15 protein-coding genes and 1 pseudogene are annotated in these 23434 nt (G+C 65.0%); 5 read left to right on the forward strand and 11 right to left on the reverse strand.

Annotated features, from left to right (window positions below; all coding sequences use genetic code 11):
• Positions 1-76 precede the first annotated feature (76 nt).
• From AB0H49_RS24585 to AB0H49_RS24605, 5 genes are all read right to left on the reverse strand, one after another.
• Complete coding sequence (locus AB0H49_RS24585; RefSeq protein WP_357254665.1) at positions 77-1375, reverse strand: AAA domain-containing protein; 1299 nt, start codon at positions 1373-1375, stop codon at positions 77-79.
• On the reverse strand, positions 1375-2859 hold the full coding sequence (locus tag AB0H49_RS24590) for a hypothetical protein (RefSeq protein WP_357254667.1): 1485 nt from the start codon (positions 2857-2859) through the stop codon (positions 1375-1377). Before AB0H49_RS24590 ends, AB0H49_RS24585 begins: the two co-directional genes overlap by 1 nt.
• Positions 2860-3021: 162 nt before the next feature.
• The gene (locus AB0H49_RS24595) at positions 3022-4107 is read right to left on the reverse strand and encodes a hypothetical protein (protein WP_357254668.1); all 1086 of its coding nucleotides are present in this window, start codon (positions 4105-4107) and stop codon (positions 3022-3024) included.
• The gene (locus AB0H49_RS24600; RefSeq protein WP_357254670.1) at positions 4104-4904 is read right to left on the reverse strand and encodes a hypothetical protein; all 801 of its coding nucleotides are present in this window, start codon (positions 4902-4904) and stop codon (positions 4104-4106) included. The genes AB0H49_RS24595 and AB0H49_RS24600 overlap by 4 nt, the downstream gene beginning before the upstream one ends.
• A 189-nt stretch (positions 4905-5093) precedes the next feature.
• Positions 5094-5342, reverse strand: coding sequence for a hypothetical protein (locus AB0H49_RS24605; RefSeq protein WP_355000583.1), 249 nt, complete (start codon positions 5340-5342; stop codon positions 5094-5096).
• Positions 5343-6290: 948 nt separating this feature from the next.
• Between AB0H49_RS24605 and AB0H49_RS24610 the strand changes: the two are divergent.
• Positions 6291-6401: pseudogene (locus AB0H49_RS24610) on the forward strand (hypothetical protein); the annotation flags it as partial.
• A gap of 771 nt (positions 6402-7172) precedes the next feature.
• Here AB0H49_RS24610 and AB0H49_RS24615 read toward each other — a convergent pair.
• From AB0H49_RS24615 to AB0H49_RS24640, 6 genes are all read right to left on the reverse strand, one after another.
• Positions 7173-9494 (reverse strand): AAA family ATPase, encoded by a 2322-nt coding sequence (locus AB0H49_RS24615; protein ID WP_357254672.1) that lies wholly within the window; start codon positions 9492-9494, stop codon positions 7173-7175.
• Complete coding sequence (locus AB0H49_RS24620; protein WP_357254674.1) at positions 9491-10015, reverse strand: hypothetical protein; 525 nt, start codon at positions 10013-10015, stop codon at positions 9491-9493. The genes AB0H49_RS24615 and AB0H49_RS24620 overlap by 4 nt, the downstream gene beginning before the upstream one ends.
• A gap of 90 nt (positions 10016-10105) precedes the next feature.
• On the reverse strand, positions 10106-10438 hold the full coding sequence (locus tag AB0H49_RS24625; protein ID WP_357254676.1) for a hypothetical protein: 333 nt from the start codon (positions 10436-10438) through the stop codon (positions 10106-10108).
• 317 nt (positions 10439-10755) lie between these two features.
• Positions 10756-11724 carry an exonuclease domain-containing protein gene (locus AB0H49_RS24630; RefSeq protein ID WP_357254678.1) on the reverse strand — a complete coding sequence of 323 codons (969 nt, stop codon included), beginning with the start codon at positions 11722-11724 and terminating at the stop codon, positions 10756-10758.
• Between the two features lie 208 nt (positions 11725-11932).
• Positions 11933-12352 (reverse strand): hypothetical protein, encoded by a 420-nt coding sequence (locus AB0H49_RS24635; RefSeq protein ID WP_357254680.1) that lies wholly within the window; start codon positions 12350-12352, stop codon positions 11933-11935.
• Positions 12352-14847, reverse strand: coding sequence for an AAA family ATPase (locus tag AB0H49_RS24640; protein WP_357254682.1), 2496 nt, complete (start codon positions 14845-14847; stop codon positions 12352-12354). The genes AB0H49_RS24635 and AB0H49_RS24640 overlap by 1 nt, the downstream gene beginning before the upstream one ends.
• A 198-nt stretch (positions 14848-15045) precedes the next feature.
• On the opposite strand from AB0H49_RS24640, the gene AB0H49_RS24645 reads away from it, so the two are divergent.
• From AB0H49_RS24645 to AB0H49_RS24660, 4 genes are all read left to right on the forward strand, one after another.
• On the forward strand, positions 15046-17052 hold the full coding sequence (locus tag AB0H49_RS24645; RefSeq protein WP_357254684.1) for an N-6 DNA methylase: 2007 nt from the start codon (positions 15046-15048) through the stop codon (positions 17050-17052).
• A complete protein-coding gene (locus AB0H49_RS24650) occupies positions 17049-19052 on the forward strand; it encodes a class I SAM-dependent DNA methyltransferase (protein WP_357254686.1) in 2004 nt (667 codons plus the stop codon). The genes AB0H49_RS24645 and AB0H49_RS24650 overlap by 4 nt, the downstream gene beginning before the upstream one ends.
• A gap of 88 nt (positions 19053-19140) precedes the next feature.
• Positions 19141-20238: a restriction endonuclease subunit S gene (locus tag AB0H49_RS24655; RefSeq protein ID WP_357254850.1), complete on the forward strand. Its 1098-nt coding sequence runs from the start codon at positions 19141-19143 to the stop codon at positions 20236-20238.
• 6 nt (positions 20239-20244) lie between these two features.
• The gene (locus tag AB0H49_RS24660; RefSeq protein WP_357254688.1) at positions 20245-23409 is read left to right on the forward strand and encodes a type I restriction endonuclease; all 3165 of its coding nucleotides are present in this window, start codon (positions 20245-20247) and stop codon (positions 23407-23409) included.
• Positions 23410-23434: the final 25 nt, after the last annotated feature.

A 23434-nucleotide genomic window follows, 5' to 3' on the forward strand; every position in this document is an offset into this window, starting at 1 on the left:
AAACGTCGGACCGGGCCCCAGAGTTCAGCCCGATAGGCGTTCTTCGCCAGGGCAGGCGTGAACGGCGTTTGCGACGTCAGACGTTGGCCGCGACACGGTGGTGCGACAGGTGGGTGAGGATGGCCTGGTTGGCCTCCCAGCCGTCGGGGAATTTCACGGGAACGCCCAAGTGCACGGGTTCGGCGGAGGGATGGGCGTCGAGGAGTTCTGGGATGCCGGCGCGTCCGACGAGGATGCAGGCGTGACGGTGACGGGAGGCGAGGACGCAGAGACGTCCCGCTTCGAGGTGGAACGCACTGGCGTCCCGGCGGCCGGACAGTGGGTGCAGGACCACGGTGACGTCGTATTCGCGGCCTTGCAGGCGGTTGGCGGTGTCGACGGTGACCGTCTCGCCCGGGGTGCCGCGCAGCGCGGTGCGCACGGCATCGGCCTGGTCGCGGTGGGCGGTGCCGACGGCGACTCGTTCGGCCGTCACCGGGCGGGAGCCTTGTTCGGAATGGGCGGTCGCGCCGCGTTCGAGCAGGCGGCAGGTGATCTCGGCGATCGCGCGGACGGCTTCGCTGTCGGTGCGCAGGGTGTGCCGGGCGGGCAGTTCATACCAGCCCCAACCGTGTTCGGCCGCTTCATCGAGCACGTCATCGATCGGACCTCGCAAACCGGCTGCCGCGAATTCCATTCGGCGATCGTGGATGCCGGTTCCCGCTCGGAATTCGTTGAAGGGGTAGAACGCCTTCGAGACCACCGGCGCCGCCGTCGCGGACAGCCGCCAGGACACGGGCAGGCTGTGCACGGGGATGTCGTCGTTGTTCGCGAGCATCACTGTGACCGCACTCATCGTGGGATCCCAGTCCAGGCCCGCCCACCGACCGACCTCGACGGTCGCGAACGGATCGAGCTGACCGGGGTCACCGACGAACAGTCCGTGGTCGAAGCGATTCGCGATGCGCAGCAACATGTCCGACCGCATCTGATACGCCTCGTCGACGATCGCGTGCGGCCAGCGACCGTCGTCGATTGTCGCCCATTTGGCGGCGGTGCCGATGAGAATGGTGCTCTCGGTGAGGTCCGTGACCTTCTGTCCGACGGTCACGTTGGGCCGATCGATGCGTTCCGGTTTGAGATAGCCGGTGCGGGAAAGCCTTCCGATACGCAATGCCGGATCGGCGGTGGCGAGGCGGTCGATGAGGTCGTCGACCTGCTCGTTGGTCTGGGCTACGACGATGTGCTGCCCACCGGATTCGGCGAGCTGTCGCGCCGCACGCACCACGAGCGTGGATTTGCCCGCGCCGGGCGGTGAGTCGACCACGACGGCGCGGTGCGAGGTGTCGGCGAGGTCGGTGAGGATGCCGTCGACGGCCGCATCCGCTGTTCGCATCACAGTTCCTCGAGGGGTTCGGAGTCCGGCGTCCACTCCGGCGGCGGACCGCCGTGCGTCCACGGAGTGTCTTCGCGGGCGGGAAGCTTCGCGGGCGGCCCGCCACTACCGATCTTGAAACCGGCGAAGCGGACGGTGGCGCCGAGGTCGGGGACGGTTCCTGGACGGGCGGCCTTCCCGGTGCCCATCCCGCCGGACAGCTCCAGCACGATGTAGTCGTGATCGCCGTCCACCGGCAATACCGTTGCCGTTTGGCTGGGATTGTCGACATTGCAGAACTCGTCGCCCTCGGCCGCGATGATCGGATCGGCGGTGCGCACCTGAAGAATCGGTCGCAGCAGGGGACGGTTCTTCTCACTCATCACCACACGGGCCGGATCGACACCGATCACGGATCCCACGAAAGCCGTTCCGGTCAAACGGTGTTCGAGCATGATCCGCGGATCGTCGAACGCCTTTTCCGCCTCGTACTTCTCGAGTGCTCGCTCCCGATCGAGCAACTTCCGCACGGCCGACACCGCCGAATCCCGCCGCGCTTGCGGCACACCTTCGGACACCGATCCGGCGAAGTAGGAGAACGACCCGACGTCCTCGTTCCACCGCCGGGCGACTCGCGCACCGGCCGGGAGTTCACGCAGTAGCGCGAGCCCCTGCCACATGAGCTGCCAGGTCGGCTCGACCTGGGCGTGCAGCGCACGCTCGATGCGTCGTACCGCAGCGGATTTCGTCGCGTCGTCCTCGGCCGCGTCGTAGGCGGCGATGAGCGGCGCGAGCTCTTCGTTGTCGAAGCCGGGGTCGGTTGCGGGACCGGCAGGCGGCACCGACAGCGGGTCTTCCGCCCGCGCGGCGGCTTCGGCGCCGGTGCTGCCGGGCGGGGGAGCGATCCACCCGAGCAACGCGGCGAGGTTCGCATCCTCGAGGGCGGACTGGCCGGTTGCCCAATGCGCCGACAGCGCCGAAGTGAGGGGAACCAGCGTGCTGGAGCCGGGATGCTCGGCGCGATCGCAGAACCAGGTGAGCCAACGACCGAGCAGTGGAATCGATTCGGGGACAGGGTTGTCGCCCTCGGTTCGATGAAAACGCACCGAGCGGCCGAGCAGTTTCAGGAACCCGACCCCGCCCGAGTTCGGCACCCACAGCTGAGGTGCGTCGAGGCACCGCTCGTAGGTTTCGCCCGATTTGGTGGTCACCTCCTCGGTGTTCTCGGCGTAGGCCGCGAGGTAGGGGAGCACGATCTCGGCGAGTTCGGCGAGGAAACCCAAGCGCAGCACCCGGTCTCGTGGCTGCGGCACGGTCAGCAGTGTCGGTGCGGCGGGATCGGTGCCCACCATGACCGCCAGCGGTGCGGCGGCCTCACCTGCCAGCTTCAGCGGCACCAGGACGAGCGGATTGTCCGAAACGTGGGTGTGGCGCACGTCGGCGATCGGCTGGGCGCGGCCCGCGCGTACCGCGTGCAAGCGAGCGAGGGCGGTCAGGACACTCATTTCCGAGGCTCACCGTCGCCGAGCGTCGGCATGCGTATCGCGCACCGGCGAGCGATGCACTTGCTCATGCGCCGCTTCCTGATCGGTTCGCCCCTGCCTGCACCTCGCCGACACTCAGTTCCGGCATGTGCGTTGGCACATTGATTCGCTCACTCCGTTTGCTCATCCCGCGATCTCCAGCCGAAGCCGGTCGGCTTCCCTCAGCATCCGGGTGATGTCGGCGAACTCGGGCCCGAGGTCGCGCGAACCGTTCGCGACGGCGAGCACGGTATCGATGTCGTCCAGGCCGCCGAGATCGTCGCAGACACCGCGGCCGAGTACGTCCACCGAGCCGTTCGCCCGCGCGTCCGCACGGCACGCGAAAGCCAGCTCGCACGACGACATACATTCGGGGGCGTAGCGGGCGGGGATATCCGTGATCGTCTTCGTCAGGTGCTCACCGGGTGCGAACGACGCACCCTCCGGAAGGGTTTCGATCAGCTCGCTGATGGACGTCAGCCGCGACAGCTGACGCGAGATCACCGCGATCTGCTTGCGCAGGTCGACTAGCTCGGCGGTGGGCCGGTTGGTGAAATCCCTGGCGCAGACCAGGATCGCATTGTGCGACACCAGGTCCGGTGACTCGCCGATCTCGGTCATGAGTTCGCGCAGCGCGATGACGTAGACGGCGGACTGCCGCGCGGCAGCGGCGACCTGCACCGGATCGGCCTGGCCGTCGACCACCGGGAACGACTTGATCTCCACCACGTGGAAGCGGCCGCCGATCTGCAAGGCGACCACGTCCGGCTCCAGATAGGCCGCGGCGCCCGCGATATCGAGCCGCAGCATCGGATGGTCGAACAGGGTGCCTTCGCCGGAGTTGATCGCGTGGGCGAGCAGCTGACGGGTCCGCTTGTAGCGCACGGCATTACCCGCGTTGTCGCCGACAGAGTTCAGATCGTGATAGCCGACCTCGGGAATCGGGAGGTTCAGCTTGTCGCGCAGCAACGCGAGCAGCTCCGCGCAGCCGTTCTCCTTCACCATCACCTCGAACGCGTTACCGCGCGTGATCGCGAACTGCGACTGACCGAATCGGGGTGGAAAGCCCAGCTCCCTGGCGATGGCGGCCTTGTCGGCCGCTGCCGCGTCCAGCAGTGCGCGCCGCGCGCAGCCGGGGTTCGCCGTCAACGCCGCGATGGTGCGGGCGTTGTGGCGGCACGCCGGCGCTGCACCGCGCAGTTCGTCCAGCCGTGCCGAAAGTGTGTTCATCCCACCTCGTTTCGTCTTCTATTGGCCATGCCGAGCCGGACACCGAACAACCGGGCGGCCTCGTCGAGCTGCTGATTCGCGCGTCGCGCGGCATCGGCGCGGCGGCGCGTGTCCTCCTCACGGTGGACCTCGAGTTCCCTGGTGGCGGCGTCGATCACCGCCGCATGGTCGATCGTGTCCGGCGAACCCTGCACGCCGGGAACGGTAACCGCCAGCTTCCACAACACCCGCCGCGCACCAGCGCCGCAGTCGGGCTGTGCGGCGATGTGTTCGGCGAGCCGGATTGCCACGCTGAGCAGATCCACGCGCGGGCTGAGTGGCCCGATCATCCGTTGCGCCAACGGCCAAGAGCTCACCGCCATGAGCCCGCGCGCCGGGGCGAGATGATCAGCGGTGAGTGCCGCGCAGATGTAGTACGGGCGCGTGAACGGCGAAGCGCGGAACGAGCGCTCCTCGTCGCGGCGAAGGCTGGTCAGCCGAGCGGGAGCGACGGCGCCGGAGAAGAACGATTCATGGACCGCGAGAACCAGTTTCGGCGACGCGGGCACTCCGATCAGTGTGAGTGCGCGGTGGACGTGCTCGCGGATCGGCATCGCGGCCGCTTCCGTTCGTTCCGCCGACTCCTCCGCCTGCGGCGCTTCGGCGCCCAAAACCGCTGAGTCCCAGGCATCCTCGGTCCGCCGCAACTCGGCTCGAAGTTGGCGGGCGGTCGCGCGATCCCCAGCGGTCACCGCTCGCCGCACCTCGGCGCGCAGTTCGGCGATGCGCGCCTCCAGCTTCTCGGCGGCGTCGGTCATGGCGCGAGCGTATCCATATCTTCCAGTGAAATCCAGTAACTTCCAGCATTTGCCCGATGGTGGAACTCGGTGACTGCGGAAGGATGCCCGCACCGTATCCGCAGGGGCCGACAACTTTGTTTCTCCGGTGTGCGCGGAGTTCGCCGTTGGGGGGAGGGGCGCCCGTACCGAAGCGGGCGCCCCTGTCGTTTACTCGCAGCCGATGCCGTTGCCGTCGCGATCGAGGCCGTACTCATCGGGACCGATGACCTGGACGCGACCGGTGTAGACGGGACCGTTGCCGCTGCCGCCTTCGCAGTCCACGTCGCTGACGATGGGCAGGCAGGGGATGTAGGAGTCGTGGCAGTTGGACGGTTCGGCGGTGGCCGTCTGCGGGGTTGCGAGAGCGAAGCCGAAGGCGGCGATCGCGGCCGAAGCGAGGGTGACGATGTACTTCATTGTTCTCCATCCAGTTGTGTTGCGGTCGAGAGTTTGCCACGTATCTGCCCACGGATCATGCAGTACCGGGCGGTAATTCACCCCGAACCATCGAGCGAATCGATGTGCTTGATTTCGTATCGAGGGCTCGTCCGTGACGGAGGCGTGTGAGTTGGCCGAAAGTTGTCTAGGGGACAGGGGGCAAGACTCCGGTCACTTGCATTTCATGGCGTCTACGGACCACGGACCGATCCATTTCGGTGCTCACATGCCGCAGCTGAGCAGCGTGAGTGCCGCGTGCAGGCCGTAGGTGATACCTGGGCGTACTTGTCGGTGGCACGAGTCATCCTGGCTCGTAGACGCTGGTGGCGTCATTCGGTCCTCGACTGAGAGGTGGGCGTGATGAGAAATGAGTTCGACGCGGCGTGTGTGATGTGCGGCGACGGCCTCGGACGTGGACAGGGTTTGGTGCACACCCGATCCCGGCGCCGACCGTTTCCGGTCCTCTGCGATTCGTGCATGTGGGAGGTCGACGAGATAGAGAGGGAAGAACGGGCATCCGCGGAGCTGTTCTGATCGGGATCGGTCATGTCGCCCGGTTGGTGAGCGCTCAAAGTCTTCGGAGAGTGCGCAGGTTGCCGCCGCAGTCGTATTTCCGCATGTCAAAGGTAGGTTGCACGACGTGCTGGTTGATGCGCCTCTTGCCGAGAAATTCTATGAGCCTCGGGTGTCGTTGCGTTGGGACCAGTTCGGTTGGAAGGGGGCTGCCGTGACCGAAGCATCGTTGTCGATCGATCTCGAGGAAGTCAGGGCACTGGGGTGTTTGGCCTACGCCGTCGCGGTTGCGTCCGCCAGAGTGGTGTAGCAGCGACATCGGCGCGAACACGGGAGCATGTCGTAGCCGGGTAGTGGGCGGTCACCGCGTGATCCTTCTTGAACCGCCAAGCTCAACGAAGGCAAGTTCACGCGATGACCTCTGTCGAGCCTATCGACCCCTCCAGGATGTTGTCCGATCAACTCGCCGCCGCGAGTCCTGACCTGCTGCGGACGATGCTCTCGACGTTCATCCAGTCGCGACTCGGCACTAGGCTGGTTGCTCATCGCCGATCGGCTCACCCCGTTGGGACTTCGCTGCCCGACGACGAGGGGACAGCTTGGGTGGGTGTCCCGCTCACCGTGCACCGGCGCTGCGATGGTCCGATGTTCGACATCGTCAACGCCATCGCCTACGACGGGCTGATGATCAACGGCAACGGCACCGCTGCCCGGGAACGTTTCGCCACGACCTATCCCACCCTTCCTGAATCCAAGTGGATCGATCTGGTCGGTGCCGCCGCGCACGGACATTGGATACCCGACGAGGGCTCGCAACTGGATCGGATTCTGAGCTCCCTCGCCGGTCTCGGTATCGATATTTCGGAAGTCATGGTCATCAGCCAGTTCCGGGATGCGGCCCGCGGATCGGCCGACGGGCCCGCCCCTATCCCAGCCTGACAGCCGGCACGATCCACACCGCACAAGGGAAAGAAGCCGATGTGGTGATCCTGGTCCTCGGCGGCGATCCGGCCCGGCCCGGCGCCCGGCCGTGGGCGGCGAGCAAATGTCGCCGTGACCCGGGCGAAACGGCGGCTGTACGTGATCGGCGATCATCGATCCTGGTCGACCCAACGCTACTTCGACACGCTTGCCGGGCATCTGCCGCGGGCAGATCCGGTGGGGTTGTGAATCCGGGGCACGGGGTGCCCGGTCGGTGGTGGTGACCCCCGGACGGAGGCCGGGCCAGCACGACACCCGTATCTGCCACGTGCCCTGTCGCCGCCGTGTCGAGCCGAGAGCTGTACCGGTGTTGTGTCACTGCTCGGACGCACTGGGTGCGGAAGCGGTCGCCCAGGTGATGAACTGCTGTGCCGTGAAGACCGGCTTGCCGTATTGGGCGGCCTTGCGGCCTTTGCCCGACATCGTTCCGCACTCGGCGGCGATCAGGGCGTCGCATCGCTTCTTCGTGACGCTGTCGACCGGAGTGAGGCCGCATTTCACAGCCAATTCTTCTATGTCGGTGCGGGTCAACTCCCTGCCGAAGGCGTCGACGACGGAGCCGGTGAAACAAACCCGGGCACCGGGTGCAAGCGTCGCGGCGATGTCGGTTGACGGGCGAACGTCTGTGGAATCCACGATGGTGTGTCCCAGGGCCAGCCCGAGATCGCGCAGCAGCGCGTGGACGCGTTCGTCCTGTTGAATACGTTGAAGGTTGCGGCGGAGCGCTTTCGCGAGTTCGGCTTCCGGTGTGGAGGAGGTCGGCGCCTTCCCTCCTGCCCGGAAGCAGTCCGGCTTCCCGCCGCGTTCGAGTGTGTATCCGAAGTGGTCGTCATGAGCTGGGAATGCGTCGACGGCGGTGAGCGCCTCCGAGTGCGTCCGCGCTGCGATGTCGCGAACTGCCTGCGCACGGTCGAGGGCATTCGGCGCCTCGATCCGAGCGAGGTCGCCTTCAGGCAGTAAGTCGGTGTCGACAGAAATGCCTAATGGCATCGGCACGACGCAGCCTTGGCGTTTGAGCTCGAAGTCGATGTCGCGCAATTGGTTGTCGATGTCTATGCCGACGGGGGTTCGTCCGGTGAGGTACGGTCCCAACGCCGCCCAGGCTTGGTCCAAGGTAGGGGCCAACAGGACATCGGCGGCCGTGATGCCGTAGGCAAGGCGGGCGTCGCCGAGGTCGCGGAGCGGGTTGACGAGTGTGGTGATTTCGAATCCGTCGTCGGTGACCAGTGCGATCTCCACCGGGCGTGGTCTCCACATACGCCCCTCGTCCCCAACTGTGCAGACGCCGAAATAAACCTTTCCGCCGTGCGGGCCCCGCGGCCGACTGGTGGCGAGGAAACGCCGCACACGGATATCGGTTCTCAGGTCCTTGGGTTGGACGTCGCGCGTCAGGACGAGCCCCTCCATCGACGTGCACCGGCTGAGCGCCACATAGAGCTGACCGTCGGCGAATGTGCCACCGCTAAGGTCGACGACGAGCCGGTCCAAGGTCTGGCCCTGACTTTTGTGAATGGTGATCGACCAGGCGAGCTGAAAGGGCAGCTGACTGTAGGTGCCGACGACTTCGTGTCGCAGCGTGCCGTTCTCGATCACCGGACGCGTGATTTCCCAGGTATGCGGGCCGACGTCGACCTGCCTGCCGTTGGGCATGGCGACGGTCACGATCGGATTGCCGTGGTTGTCCCTGCATCCGGTGATGCGGCCGATGGTCCCGTTCACCCAGCGGCCTGACGGGTCGTTGGTGAGCAGCATGACTTGGGCGCCGACTTTGTAGGTGAGGATGTGCGCGGCTGGGCGGTCGAAGCCGTCCACATCGCCGGTCGTGACTGCGAGATGAGTGAACTCTTCACCGGGCACGCGACCGAGCATGTCCTTGTTCCGCTTGTCGGCAATTCTGTTGGTGGTGGCCAGCGTGAGCCAGAACTCGTCGACCGGTGGCTGGAACGCGGGTTTGGTTCGCGTATTCAGCTCGGCTCGAGCGTTTTCCAATAGCGTGCCGTCGCGGACGTCGTTCAAGAGTTCGACCAGCCGAGCGTCTCCGATCTGCCGGAAGACGGTGGTCAGCTCGACGAGTGGAAGCTGCTCGCGTTCGTAGTGATCGGCTGAGAAGAAGTATGGCGAAGGGTATCGGTGTGTGAAGTACTCCTTCTCGCCTTCGGTGACGACGGGCGGCAGCTGGAACAGATCGCCGACCAGCACCAATTGCACTCCGCCGAAAGGAGTTCCGCGCTTGGGTCCGAACCTTTCCAGCGCGACGGCCAAGCAGTCGAACAGGTCGGCGCGGATCATCGACGCCTCATCGAGGATCAGCGTATCGAGTCGACCGAGGGTCTTCCGGAATCTGGAAGGAAAATAACGCTCCGAGCGGACGTCCCCGACCGTGATGCCCGCCCAGAAGGAGAACAGTCGGTGGATGGTGTAGCCCTCGACATTGAGAGCGGCGACCCCGGTAGGTGCGGCCACGACAACGTTGCGGTTCGTCGTGGCCAGAAAGTGGCGGATCAAGGTCGACTTGCCGGTACCCGCACGTCCTGTGAGGAACATGTTTTCGCCACGTTCCAGGCGCTCGAGTCCTTCGGCGAATTCCGGTGTGAGGGTGAGGGAACGATCCGTGGTCGGGGTCGGGTGATCTGTCATGACAGTGGCTCGGGTTTCACTCGGTCCGCAAAATCCGCCGGAAGGACGGCAATGGTCGGGCTGTTCAGCTCGGCCGGCATAATCCACGGCGTCTCCTGGGTCCTCGGCGAGACGGTGCGCCGCAGGCGCTGATCTTCGGTGAACAGCCAGGCCGTCCAGACCGCCCCGATGTAGTTGGCAACGGACAGGGCGCGCAACTGCGGCTCGTTTCGCTCAAGAGTGGTAAGAGCCGGAACCGGCAGGAACCGGGGAACGACGAGTTCGGTGCGTTTGCGTCTGGCGTAGTCGGAAATCGCGGCGCAGATGGATTCCTGGCGCCGAGTTGTCTGCTCGATGAGATCGTCGAAAGCGTCGATCCGTACCGCGTGGGCGAACGTGACCGGAGGCTCGGTTCCGTCGGTGAGGACCACCGAGCGTTCGCGGGTGAGTGATCGGACCTTGTCGAGGTAGTCGGGATCGTCGTGCCGGATGACGACAGCGTTCGTATTGCGGACGAAGTTGTTGTCGGTGCGGCTGGTCAACCACACGGCGGTGGATTCGGCGAGCGGTTGCCGATCGACGGTTGCGAACCCCAGCATTATTCTCCTTGCTCCAAGTGGGTTGTTCGGGGGTCAGTCGTTATCCGCGTCCGGCCAGCGCGTGATTCGGGCCGGATTGGGGCAGGCGTTCGCGTCGGTGAATCGGTGAAGGGCGATGAGCAGAGCTCCAGGCATCCGGCTGCCCTTCGATGTCAAGAGCAGACCACCTACCAGGTACATCTGGGCCGTCGGCGCTTCGACGGCGAAGCCGGTGACCGTGAATATTCCGTATGGCTTCTGCTCGAAGTAGCCGACAACGGCATCGCCGTGACTCAGGTCGGCGAGTGCACCGGCCAGTCCAGTCGGCGGATCGCCGACTTCGACGGGATCGGCGGTCAAATCCAACAGGTCCGGTACGGGGTTCACAGTCGATGACGCGGTGTCGAGTGCCTGGCCGCCGATGAGCAGGCCATCGGTCGCGACGGAACGAACTACTGTTCCGCGGACGGCGTAGGTGCCGTAGAGCTCGGATCGGAAGACCGCTGTCGCAGGCCCACCAGGACCGAGGGCAGTGAGCGATGCCTTCAGCGCCCGAATGTCCCTACGTCGAGGCGGGAGGGGCAGGGTCGGCGAATTCACGATGGGATCAGCTTTCTTCAACAGGTGTTCTGGGCGCGGATCGAGCGATCCGCTTGTTCGGACGGACCGGCGCAGGGACGGGGGCGTCGTATCGAGTCGGGTGGTCAGCGACCCGACATGATTGGGCCAAGCTCGTCCAGCGGCTTGTCGGCGAGGCAGCGCAGAAAATCCTCCTCGGTCATCAGCTCGATCCTTTGACCGTCCCGCTGCAAATTGACTGCGCGTCGGGCCTTGCCGGTTAGCTCGGCGCCTGGGCGGAGGACCGCGGGATTGATCTCGCCGATGACCAAGACATTGGTCCTGCGCGTGACGTTGTTCTCTGCTGTCGCGCCGAGTCGCGCGCATTCTTGCCAGGCGGCCTCTCGACCCATCGAGGACAGGGTTCCGGTGAAGACCACTACCCGGCCGTAAAGGTAGCCGTCTGGATCGGCGTCGGGGTTGAGCTCACCCTGAATGAGGCGGGCGCTGCCACCTCCGCTCGAAATGGCCACGCTGCCCCGGTATTCGCCGCCTGCCATCCGTCCGAATCGAACATCCACCGACCCGGCAAGCTCGGCGAGGTCGCTGGCTTCGCGGTCGGCGGCCAGCCGCACGACCACATCCGCGACGGCCTGGGCATCGGCGAGCGCATCGTGATGACCGGGGTGAATGCCGCCGAGCGATTCGACGACGTATGGCAGTCGGTAAGACGGCAGGGAGAGTGCGCGTCGAGAAATGACCAGTGAGCACAGGAAAATCAGCTCCGGCCCGGGGATCTGATCGGCAACACACGCGCCGCGCATGACGCCCATGTCGAAGGCCGCGTTGTGGGCGACCACGACGTCACCACCGAGGAAGTCGACGATGTCCGGCAGGATCTCCTTCCACGGAGCCGCGTCGAAAACATGGTCGGCCGTGATCCCGTGCAGACCGACGTTGAAACGATCGAAATGGCCCGCTCGCTCCGGCGGGCGGATGAGCCAATGGCGATCATCGACGGCTTTGCCGTCACGGACCCGCACCAGGCCGACCGAGCACGGTGATCCGCGGTAGGAGTTGGCGGTTTCGAAATCGATCGTTGTGAAGTCGAGCATTCTTCCCCCTCGGACGCTGTTGAGCCGGAGCGGGTCACGGGATTCCCGACCGGCTGCGCTAGGTCCCGAATCGTACTGTGCTGGAACGGAACTCGAGCAGCCTTGCTCAGTTCTCTCGGCGAGAGCGTGCAGCGCTACCGCGCCGCACGCTCGAGAACCGAGCGCTATGGCGTTGCTCGTGATCTCCATGCTCATGAAAGCGAGTCCGTCATGCTTCGTGGACCCCGCCATCACCGCCGGCGCATGGCTCCGAACTGATCGGTGATCGGCGACTCCGGGCGACGGGGACTGGTGGCCGGCTCGCCTGCAGATTTCGCACGATCTCGAGCAAATGCCGCACTTCCTGGTATGTGGGGGACAGCTGGTAGGCGTGCTGGTGACATGCCTCCGACAGTCGCGTCCACGCGTACTGGGACCGAGACGGGACCTCATGCTGATCGCGGTAGGCGACCTCGAGGCAGGCCAAGCGGGCTCGGCCGCTGGCTTTCCCAGCTTCGATTCCCTTGGCGCGCAGGAGTTCATCGACGATTTGTTCCAGCGCGGTGCGGGTCAGCCAGGCGGCGATCCGATTGCTGTGCGGGGATTGCCGGGCGATCTGCGCACCGGCCAGGGTCAGGAGGTTGGTCATCACATTCCCGCCTTCTCGATGTCGTCGACCAGCCGCTCGACTTCCCTGGTCGCAACGCGTGGATCGGTGGTCGGGCTGAGCCCGTAGTGCATCTGGGGTCCGGTGATTCGCAGCGCGGACTTTTGATACGGCGCGCGTGCCCACTGGTCGAGCACCTGGGGTTCGCGTGCTTCGCCGAAAACTCCGAGGATCACTTTCGATCGCGTGGTGGCCGCCGCGCCCCATTCGCTCTCGAGCGTTTCCAACGACCGTCCGGCCCTGATGTTGCGGGTGAAATAGGCGTGCCGAGCGGCTGTTTCGACGGCAAAGCGAAGCATGCCGGGCAGCGTCCGGCGCATCGCCTCCTCGGGGAGCCTGTCATTCTCGTATTCGGCCACCAGACCGAACGCGTCCTGGATGTAGCGGCGCGCGGGATCGGTGAGTGTCGTGATCGACACCTGAGAGTCCTTGCCGCGGCTGACCTCGACGATGGTGGCCGCGAAGTTGCCGCGCCGCACCGCGGCCGGCAGGCGGTCATCGTGGGAGAAAACCACGACCTGCCGGGTCTGGGCGAGTTCGCTCAGCAACGTCACGAGCCCGTCCACCTTGGCCGGGTCCATGGCTTGCACGGGATCATCGAGAACCAGGAATCTGAATGGTGACTCTGCCATGGTGGCGCGAGGCAGGAACAGAGCCAGTGCCAGTGCGTGGAGCTCGCCCTGGCTCAGCACGGTGAGCCCATCCGCGGCCACACCGTCGACCAGCGAATCGATGCGCAGCTTGCGCCGGGTCGCGGTGCCTTCCAGGCACAGGTCCCCGATCTCAACGTTGCTTTCCTGCCGCAGCATTGACCACGCGTGCTGGACGCCGTCGCGTATCGGTGCGAGGCGTTCGTTGCGCAGGCGGCGATCGTTGTCCTGCAGCCACTTCTTGGCCTCGTTGAGCTGATCGACCGCGGGCTTGTCCGCGAGCCAAACCTCCCAATCCGCGCACCAGGCATGCAGCTCGGCGTTCAGGGGTTGCCACCGGTCCTCGCGCTCCGCCAGAGAGGCCGCCGCTGCCTTGATGAGCGCGTCGACCGCCTCGCTGAGCGCCACGGCGTTGGCCTCCAGGTGGTCGGCCAGCTTGGTCGCTGTCTGTGCGACCTGGTCGTGCGCGATCGCGGCCAACTGTTGCCACGCGTCGCGGGCGGCGGCCACGGTCTCCTCGAGTTCCTGAACAGGGGAGTGGTCGAGGATGGTCGGCGCGGGCCGCAGCACGCGAAGAGCCTCGGAGCGCGCCAGTTCCGCGGATTTCCGGGCCTCGCTCAGTGCAGCCAGGCGCTGGCGGTCCGCGTTCACCGCGGCACGGCCGGCACGAGCCCAGTTCGCGTCGAGTGTGCCTTCGTGACACACGGGACATGGCATGTCGCCGTGCTCGTCGTGGACTCGCAGAGCCTGCTCGAGCAACCGCAAGGTGGACAGCTTGCGCTCACTGGCCCCATCAGCGAGTTCGGCCAACTCGGCGTGGCTTTCGCGCAACCGCGTCGCGATCGCGACGGCTTCTCCCGGCGCTACCGGGGCCGTCAGGTTCGCGAGCTCGCGCAGCCGGGGAACCGGCCCGCTCGCACCGGTTTCGGTCTCGTGCAGCGACGCGCGCAGCCGGAGCAGATCGGGCGCGGTCTTCTTCAGCAGCGGCGCCACCGCGGCGGCGCGCTCGTCGTCGAGCTCTGCGACCGCGTCGGCAAGCGTCTTACGTCGTTTTGCCAGTTCGTCACCGGGCGTCTTGCGGTTCTTGTGCCGCAGCGCGATTCGATTGATCACCTCGGTGAGCTGTTCGACCCCCAGGACCCGTGAGATTGCGTCGTGCAGATCGCTGGGGGTGCCGTTGAGCATCGCGCCGAGCTCGTCATAGGACAGGATCGGGCGGAATCGCTGCAGCGGTGCGTCCCATCCGAGGTCGCCGCGACCGAGCCGCTGTTTGCCGCCGCGTCGTTGGGTGCGGGTGGTATGCCGGTTCACGTCGGTCTCGTCGTCGGGCCAGTCGAGGGTCACCACGACCGGCTCGTTGTTCTCCTCCACCAAGCTCACCGCGATGCGTGCGGTCCGATGGTGCAGATTGCGCCACTGGTCACGCCACTGTGTCGACTTCTTGCCGGTCCAGCGAAAAGCGCTATTGGTGAGCGTGAGTTCGACTGCTTCGGAGATGCTGGACTTTCCAGATCCGTTGCGTCCCGCCACAATCGTCAGCCCCGGTTCGGGCCGCAGATTCAAGGTGGTGGCCGGTCCGATCCCCCGGAATCCCTCAACCTGCACCGAAGTGAGGAATGTGCCGCGAGCCTCTGATGAGGTTGCAGCGGAGGGAGATTCGGCGGCGTGCTGGGCCGGTGTTGCGCCTCCGAGGTAGTCGTCGAGTGCCTGGTCGCCTTCAAAGGCCGCCAGGATCAGCAGTCCCACCTCATCGGGGAGGTTCGATGCGTCGATCTGTTCGGCGAGCCATGGTGCGAGGCGAGTGCTGTCCGGAAGCGGATCGGTCATGGCGGTGAACCCTTTTCGTGTAGGTGATTCGGGTGGAGCCAGAGGGAGCGCGGCGTTTGAGCGCCGTCGGTGATGTACACATCGTGCGATACGGTGTGAATGTTGTCAAGCGGTTCGCGTCGCCTTGATTTTCACACCAACATGCGCCAGGATCGTGATGTACACGAGAGGGGTGACATGTCGGACCTGGTTCCACCCGTGACCGCCACGGAAATCTCCAAACTGGTCGGCGTGACCCGCGCGACCGTGAGCAACTGGCGCAAGCGTCATGAGGACTTCCCGAAGCCGGTGGGCGGCACGGAGTTCCGGCCCGTCTTCGACTGGAACGCGGTGCAGGCGTGGTTGGCCGACCGCGGCCAAGATGCCACCGAAGCGCCGATCTTGTCGCTGCGGACGGTGTTGCGCTCGTCGTTGTCCAGCGACGACGCGCGGGCTCTGCTCGCCGACCTGAAGCCCTCCGGATCCGGTTGGGTGTCGCCGGGCTCCGCGACGACCGATGCCTTGTCTCGCGTCCTGAAAACTTTGGCGCGTGCCGCCGAGGCCGAGGGGCCACAAGCCGCGCTTCAGGCGCTGGCCGACCATGCGCACGGCAGTGAGCAGAACATCGCCCTCTACCGCACGCCAGAGTTGGTCGCCGGCCTCATGGCAAATCTGCTGCAGCCGCTCGAGGCTGGGAAGGGACGGGTGCTCGACCCGGCTTGCGGTGGTGGTTCGTTGCTCGTCGCCGCGGCGGAGCGCGGTGCCACTGAGCTTTACGGACAGGACATTTCGGAGATCCAAGCAGCCCTGGCTCGTCTGGTGGTGCAGGCCGAAACCGAGGTCGACGCGACCATCGCCGCGGGCGACAGTTTGCACGACGACGCGTTCCCCGACCTGGAAGTGGACGCGGTGCTGAGCAGTCCACCGAGCCTTCGGGACTGGGCCGCGGATCGGGTGCATATCGACGACCCACGATGGGGGTATGGCACGCCGGGGCGGACGGATTCGGAGCTCGCGTGGGTCCAACACGCGCTCGCGCACCTGCGTCCGGGTGGACTCGCGGTCCTCCTGCTCCCCGCGCCGGTCGCGTCGAAGGCATCCGGCAGGCGAATCCGTGGTTCGCTGCTGCGGGCGGGAGCGCTTCGCGCCGTCGTCAACCTGCCGCCGAGACTGCCTCAGCTGCTGTGGACTCGACTGAATCTGCAGATCTGGATCCTGGAGAAGCCCGACCCCGGCGCAGCGGTGCCCGACAGCGTGTTGCTGGTCGATACCGCGCCTGCCGCGGGCGAGGCCGCGCAGAGCGGCGTCGGTGATGCCGTCGACTGGCCGCCGGTCGCCGACACGGTACTGCGCGTATGGACGGCATTCGTCGCGAGTCGACTAGCGCAGGCCGAAGAGCCCAACGTGTCGACCGTTGTCCGGGTTGTCGATCTCCTCGACGAGGAGGTCGACCTCGCGCCCGGCCCGCGGGTGAAACTGGCGATCGACCCCGGAATCGTCGCAGACGAGGCCGATTCGGCACTCGCGCGGCTGCGCGCCCGCGTAGCGGAGCTGACGCACGCGTCCGAGGACGTCGGGCAGGTCGCGCCGATCTCGGGTCCGGCGTGGCGGACCGCGACCATCTCCGATCTCGCTTCGGGAGGGGCTGTGCGTATCCTGCGTGCTCAGCCATCGCGGCCCGCGGCTGGCAAGGAAGAACCCCGGCCTGCCCTGACCGGCCGCGATATCGCCACCGGCAGCCCGCCATCCGGCACGGTACGGGGGGAACCTGGCAGCTCGGCGGTCGACATCGAGATCGGCGATGTCCTGGTGCCGACCGTGCGCGCACCTCGCGGCCATACCTTCCGGATCGCGGGGCCCGATGAGGCGGGGACCGCGCTCGGCCCTAACGTGCAACTCGTGCGCACGGACCCGCGACGGCTCGACCCGTGGTTCGTCGCCGGTTTCATCGGCGGCCTCGACGACGGTCCTGCCCCAGGCACGACCGCGATTCACGCCGCACTGCACCGAACGCGAATACCGTTGTTGCCGTTGGACCAGCAACAGCGTTACGGCGAAGCGTTCCGCCGCGTGCACCAGCTGCGGGCGGCGTTGGCCGAGGTCAGCGCGGCAGTGGATCAGATCGCCGAGGTGGTGACCACCGGTCTGGTCGCCGGTGCGCTGGAACCGGCCGCGAGCAGCGCGTTGAACGAAGACATCAATGATCGCCGAGGAGGCAGTGAGTGAACACCGGCAAGCACAGAGAGCTGGCCGACCACGCGTGGTCGGTCGCGGACCTGTTGCGCGGCGACTACAAACAGTCCGATTACGGCAAGGTGATCCTGCCGTTCACGGTCCTGCGACGACTGGAGTGCGTGCTCGAGCCGACGCGGGAGGCGGTCCTCGCCAAAGCGAGGTCATTGGCGGGCAAGGACATCGATGTCCACAAGTTTTTGACCATGGCGGCCGGCGCGGTGTTCTACAACACCAGCGACCTCACCTTGAAGAAGATCGCCGCCGATCCGACCTACGCGTCGAAGAACCTGATCACCTACATCGGGGCCTTCTCCGAGAACGCGCGCGAGGTGCTGGAGAAGTACGAATTCGCCCAGCAGATTCGCAAACTCGACGCGGCGGGGCTGCTGTACCAGGTGGTCGGCAAGTTCGCCGATCTGGACCTGCGCCCCGAAGTGGTGTCCAACCATCAGGTGGGCTACGTATTCGAGGAACTGATCCGCCGCTTCGCCGAACAGTCCAACGAGACCGCCGGTGAACACTTCACCCCGCGCGAAGTCATCGAGCTGATGGTGAACCTGCTGATCGCGCCGGACGCCGAACTGCTCGGTGTGCCCGGCGTGGTCCGCCGCGTCCTCGACCCGGCCTGCGGCACCGGCGGCATGCTCAGCTCCGCGGAAGCCCACATCACCAAGGTGAACCCCCAGGCGACGGTGGACCTGTACGGGCAGGAACTGAACCCGGAGTCGTGGGCGATCTGCCGGTCCGACCTCATGATCAAGGGTGAGGACTCCGAGAACATCGTGCTCGGCAACTCTCTCGACGACAACGACGGTCACCCGAAGACCAAGTTCGACTACATGCTTGCCAACCCGCCGTTCGGTGTGGAGTGGAAGAAGATCAAAGACGACGTCGAGTGGGAGGCGGCCAACCTCGGCGAGGCGGGTCGCTACGGCGCCGGGCTCCCCCGCATCAACGACGGCTCCCTGCTGTTCCTACAGCACATGATCTCGAAGATGAAGCCAGTGACCGCCACCGGCGAGGGCGGCAGCCGGATCGCCATCGTCTTCAATGGTTCCCCGCTGTTCACCGGCGCCGCTGGGTCCGGCGAGTCCGAGATCCGCCGGTGGATCATCGAGAACGATTGGCTGGAAGCCGTTGTCGCACTGCCGGATCAGCTGTTCTACAACACCGGCATCTCCACCTACTTCTGGATTCTCACCAACCGCAAGAAGCCCGATCATCTGGGCAAGGTGGTGCTGCTCGATGCGCGGGACTACTGGGTGAAGATGCGAAAGTCGCTGGGTGACAAGCGTAAGAAGATCAGCGATGAGCAGATCGAGGAGATCACCCGGCTGTACGGGGAAGCGCTTACGGTCGCCAAGGACCCGACCCACCCGCTGCACGGCAAGGTGAAGGTCTTCAACAACGAGGACTTCGGGTACCGCCGCATCACCGTGGAACGGCCGCTGAAGCTGCGGTTCGAGCTCACCAGCGAAGGGTTGGACAAGCTGGCCTCCTCGGCGCCGGTCCGGAAGCACTACGGCGAATCCGACGCGTTCCGCGTCCTCCTCACGCCGCTGGTCGGCGCCTCCTGGCAGACGAAGGCCGAGGCCGTGTCCGCCATGCGCGACGCTGTGGTCGGTGCGGGTGAAACGTGGCCCAGCGGTGCGCCATTTGCCAAAGTCTTCCGTGAGGCGGTTGGCGTGCGCGATCCAGAGGGGGAGGTTCAGCTGGTGAAGGGCGCCCCCGAACCGGACCCTGAGCTGCGCGACTACGAGAACGTTCCGTTGACCGAGGACGTCGATGAATACCTGAGGCGCGAGGTCCTGCCGCACGTTCCTGATGCATGGATCGATCATGCCAAAACCAAAGTGGGCTATGAAATCCCATTTACTCGGCACTTCTACGTGTACACGCCGCCTCGGTCGCTTGCAGAGATCGACTCGGAACTGAAGGAGCTTGAGGCTGATATCCAGGAGCTGCTGGGAGAGGTGACACGTGAGCAGTGAAGCTAGAATTAAGTATTCATACTCAATCCGTGATGAGCGAGCCGGAAGTAGTGCGCTTCCCTTGTTATCGGTTTCCGCACGCTATGGGGTGATTCGCAGGTCGGATATTTCTGATGGACCACATCGAGCCGACGACCTGAGCAATTATAAGATTTGCCGGGCAGGCGATATCGTCCTAAATAGAATGAGTGCGTACCAGGGTGCCGTTGGTCGGAGCTCGGAGGATGGACTCGTTAGTCCTGACTATCTAGTAATTCGGCCGGTGGATGGAGTGGAAAGCCGGTACCTGCATCATCTGTTTCGGTCGCGGTGGTTTGTAGGTCAGATGTCGTTGCGCCTCCGGGGTATCGGCGGTATTGACAACGGTGTTGTTCGAACACCACGGATTAATGCGGACGAGCTTGGCGACATTCGAGTGGCCTTGCCATCGCTGGAGGAGCAGCGCCGCATCGCCGACTTCCTCGACGCCGAAAGTTCCCGTATCGAGGAATTAGTGGCTGCGCGCACGAAACAGATAAGCTTACTGCGCGAGCGGGGTGCAGAATTTGAACGCGGGGCGATCGCCGGTGCCTTCGACTCATGTGCGGTTGAGTCTGGAATCGCATGGATAGGACTGGTCGACCCCAGCGTTTCATTGGTTCCGCTCCAGCGAATTCTGCAACTTCAACGCGGGGTTGACCTGACCGAGGGCCAACGCAATCCAGGAACAATTCCGGTCATTACTACCGCCGGAGTTTCCGGATTTCATGATGTGAGTATCGCAAAGGGTCCTGGCGTTGTCGTTGGCCGTTACGGTTCAGCTGGATCGGTTCACTGGGTGGGCCAGGACTATTGGCCGCATAACACGACGCTCTACGTCAAAAACTTCTATGGAAACTTGCCACGCTACTGCTATTATGTTTTACGGAATATTCCGTATGATATGGAGCAGGCGCGATCAGCGGTTCCGGGTATTAATCGCAACGATGTGCACAAGCGAATTATGCCGCTACTTCCGTTGGATCGTCAAGCAAGTGTAGTCGAAAAGATTGATTTATACTCCGATCATATCGATTCTTGTGTTTCAGTGCTGGAGAGAGGCGTCGGTCTACTTTTGGAACGTCGCCAGTCTCTTATCACCGCCGCCGTCACCGGCCAATTCGACGTCACCACCGCCTCCCGGCGGAATCTCACCCAGGGGGTATAACGAAACATGTCCGTGCACAGTGAGCAGGTGTTCGGGGAGGCCATCGTCCAGGCGATGGTGGAGAACGGCTGGCGGGAGGGGAATCCGCACGAGTACAAAACGGAGCTCGGGCTGGATATGGGGGAGCTGCTGACCTTCATCTCGCAGACTCAGCAGACGGAGTGGGATGACCTGGTTGCCACCTACGGAGACGATCAGGATGAGGCGCAGCGGGGGTTCGCGAAGCGGCTGGGGCAGGAGTTGGCGGCCAAGGGGCTGGTGAAGGTGCTTCGGGAGGGGGTGAAGGACCGCGGTGTGTTGATCCGAGTTGCCTACTTCAAGCCGAACCTGGTCGGCTCCGAGGAGGTGCTGAAAGCCTATAAAGCGAATCGGCTAACGGTAGTTCGGGAACTGCCCTACGCCACCAAGCCCGGCGCATCGCGCCCCCGCCTGGATCTGGCGTTGCTGCTCAACGGGATTCCGGTGGCGACGGCGGAGTTGAAGAACCCGCTTACCGGGCAGGGGGTCGAGGAAGCGAAGCGACAGTATCGGGAGGACCGGGATCCCACCGAGCTGATCTTCAAGCACCGGGTGATCGCCAACTTCGCCGTCGACCCGGATCTGGTGTTCGTCACCACCCAGCTGCGCGCGGAGAAGACGGTGTTCCTGCCGTTCAACACCGGTTCGGAAGGGCCGGGAAATGCTGGCGGCAAGGGGAATCCGCCCGCCACCGTGGCAGGCAAGTACGCGACTTCGTACCTGTGGGAGCAGGTGTGGCAGCCGGACAACTGGCTGGACCTGCTGGAACGGTTCGTGCACACCACCGAGAAGAAGGGGTCGGCCGGCAAGGCGACTCGCTCGACGATCTTCCCCCGATTCCACCAGTGGGATGTGGTCAAGAAGCTCGCCGCGCACGCCGCGACGCACGGTTCCGGGCACGACTACCTCGTGATGGCCTCGGCAGGCTCCGGCAAGTCGAACACCATCGGCTGGCTCGCGCACCGGCTCAGTGATCTGCACACCGAGCGGCTGGAAAACCTCGACTCCGAAGCGCGAGCGGCCGAATTGCCGCCGGGCGTGCCCGTTTTCGACAAGATCATCATCATCACCGACCGGCGCAACCTGGACTCGCAGCTGCGCGACACCGTCGGCGGGTTCGAGCAGGTCTCCGGGCTGGTGGTGAAGATCGACGACAAGGCAGGCTCGAAGTCCGAGCAACTGGCGAAGGCATTGAACTCGCAGAGCGGCAAGATCATCACCGTCACGCTGCACACCTTCCCGGCGCTGCTGGACTATCTGCGGCGCGAGCGAGCCAAGCTAGCCGGTGGCCGCTACGCCGTCATCATTGATGAGGCGCACTCCTCCCAGTCCGGCGACGCCGCCGCCGCGGTGCGAACCGCGTTGCGCGATATGGGCCTCGACGCGGATGACGAGGAAGAGGGCGCGGTCGAGGTGCCCATCGACGAACGCCTGCGGCGTAAGGCCGAGGCGCGGGCGAAGGCCGCCAACATCTCCTATTTCGCGTTCACCGCGACTCCGAAGGCGAAGACGCTCGAGAACTTCGGCACTCCCGACGGCAATCAATACCGCCCGTTCCACACCTATTCGATGCGGCAGGCGATCGAGGAAGGGTTCATCCTCGACCCGCTGCGCAACTACATCACCTACAAGGCCTACTACCGGCTGGTGAACCAGAACCCCGACGATGTCGAGGTGCCCGAGGCCAAAGCCTCGAGCTTGCTCGCACGGTTCGCGTTCATGCATCCGTACGCGGTGGAACAGCACGCGCAGGTGATCGTCGAGCACTTCATCGCGCATACCCGCGGGCGGCTCGGCGGCCGAGCGAAGTCGATGGTGGTGACCGCCTCCCGGCAAAGCGCGGTCGCGATGGCTCGGGCGATCAAGGAATACCTGAAGGTTCGCGAGTACGACATCAAGTACCCGGATGTCGGCGTGCTGGTGGCTTTCTCCGGCAGCCTCGATGTCGATGGTGAGGAGGTCACCGAGTCGTCGGAGAACGGCGGGCTCGCCGAATCCGCGCTGCCCAAGGCATTCCGGTACACGCGGGCCGACGACCGGGCGACCCAGGCGGGCGGCAAGGGGCAGCGGGAATACCGGATCTTGGTGGTCGCCGAGAAGTATCAGACCGGGTTCGACGAGCCGCTGCTCACCACCATGTACGTGAACAAGACGCTCACCGGTATCGCCGCCGTGCAGACGCTGTCGCGACTCAACCGCACCCGCGAAGGCAAATCACAGCAGGATCTGGTGGTGCTCGACTTCGTCAACGACGCCGAGAAGATCCAGAAATCGTTCGCGCCGTACTACGAGGACGCGTTCACCATGCCGACGGACCCGAATCTGCTGTACGTCGCACGCGACCGGGTGCTGGCCGCACCGATTCTGATCACGCAGGAGATGAAGGATTTCGCGGCGGCATATCTCGTCGCCGAGCAGAAGGCGGCCGGATCGGCCGCGAAGTGGACCAAGCTGCATGCCGAGCTGTATCGGCACCTCGCACCGGCTGTCGACCGGTTCACTGTCTTTCTCAACAGGGAGGAGGAAGACGATGTCGCACTCGCTGAGTCGTTCCGGGCCGATCTCAACGATTACGTCCGCAAGTACGGGTTCCTCGCGCAGATCGTGCCATATCAGGACCCAGACCTCGAACTCCTGCACCTGTACGGGCGTCACCTGCTGAATCGGTTGCCGCGACGCGCCGATGGCGGCATCGACATCGGCGAGGTCGACTTGAGCCACCTTCGGCTCGAGCAGACCGGGGAGCACGATCTCGGACTCGCGCCGGAAGGCGCACAGGAATTACGAGGATTCGGTGACGGCGCCGGGCCGGCCAAGGAGCCCGAGAAGTCGCTGTTGTCCGCGCTGATCGAGCGGTTCAACGAACGGTTCGGCACAGAGTTCTCCGAGGAACATCTCGCTGTGCCGTTCAACGCCGCCATGAACGAACCGCAGGTGGAGCAGGCGCGCTTGGCGAACAAGAATGTCGACGACTTCGGCGTTGTCTTCGACAAGGTGTTCGCCGAGAAGATGGTCGAACACTTCGATACTCTCAATGACCTGGGCGAGCGGTACTTCGCCCGGGACAACGAGTTCAAGAAGGACCTGGATCGGCAGGCGCGCACCGCGGCGTTCCGGCTGCTCGGGCGGCGGCATGGACTGCCCGAGATGTAGCCGACGGTGATGCGGCCGTCGCGGT

The organism is Nocardia sp. NPDC050713 (assembly GCF_040654315.1).
GTDB lineage: Bacteria > Actinomycetota > Actinomycetes > Mycobacteriales > Mycobacteriaceae > Nocardia.

Coding starts and splice junctions, on each gene's coding strand:
- AB0H49_RS24635 (WP_357254680.1), bottom strand. CDS start 12,352: ATGACCAACCTCCTGACCCTGGCCGGTGCGCAGATCGCCCGGCAATCC.
- AB0H49_RS24605 (WP_355000583.1), bottom strand. CDS start 5,342: ATGAAGTACATCGTCACCCTCGCTTCGGCCGCGATCGCCGCCTTCGGC.
- AB0H49_RS24590 (WP_357254667.1), bottom strand. CDS start 2,859: ATGAGTGTCCTGACCGCCCTCGCTCGCTTGCACGCGGTACGCGCGGGC.
- AB0H49_RS24585 (WP_357254665.1), bottom strand. CDS start 1,375: ATGCGAACAGCGGATGCGGCCGTCGACGGCATCCTCACCGACCTCGCC.
- AB0H49_RS24640 (WP_357254682.1), bottom strand. CDS start 14,847: ATGACCGATCCGCTTCCGGACAGCACTCGCCTCGCACCATGGCTCGCC.
- AB0H49_RS24630 (WP_357254678.1), bottom strand. CDS start 11,724: ATGCTCGACTTCACAACGATCGATTTCGAAACCGCCAACTCCTACCGC.
- AB0H49_RS24595 (WP_357254668.1), bottom strand. CDS start 4,107: ATGAACACACTTTCGGCACGGCTGGACGAACTGCGCGGTGCAGCGCCG.
- AB0H49_RS24660 (WP_357254688.1), top strand. CDS start 20,245: ATGTCCGTGCACAGTGAGCAGGTGTTCGGGGAGGCCATCGTCCAGGCG.
- AB0H49_RS24615 (WP_357254672.1), bottom strand. CDS start 9,494: ATGACAGATCACCCGACCCCGACCACGGATCGTTCCCTCACCCTCACA.
- AB0H49_RS24600 (WP_357254670.1), bottom strand. CDS start 4,904: ATGACCGACGCCGCCGAGAAGCTGGAGGCGCGCATCGCCGAACTGCGC.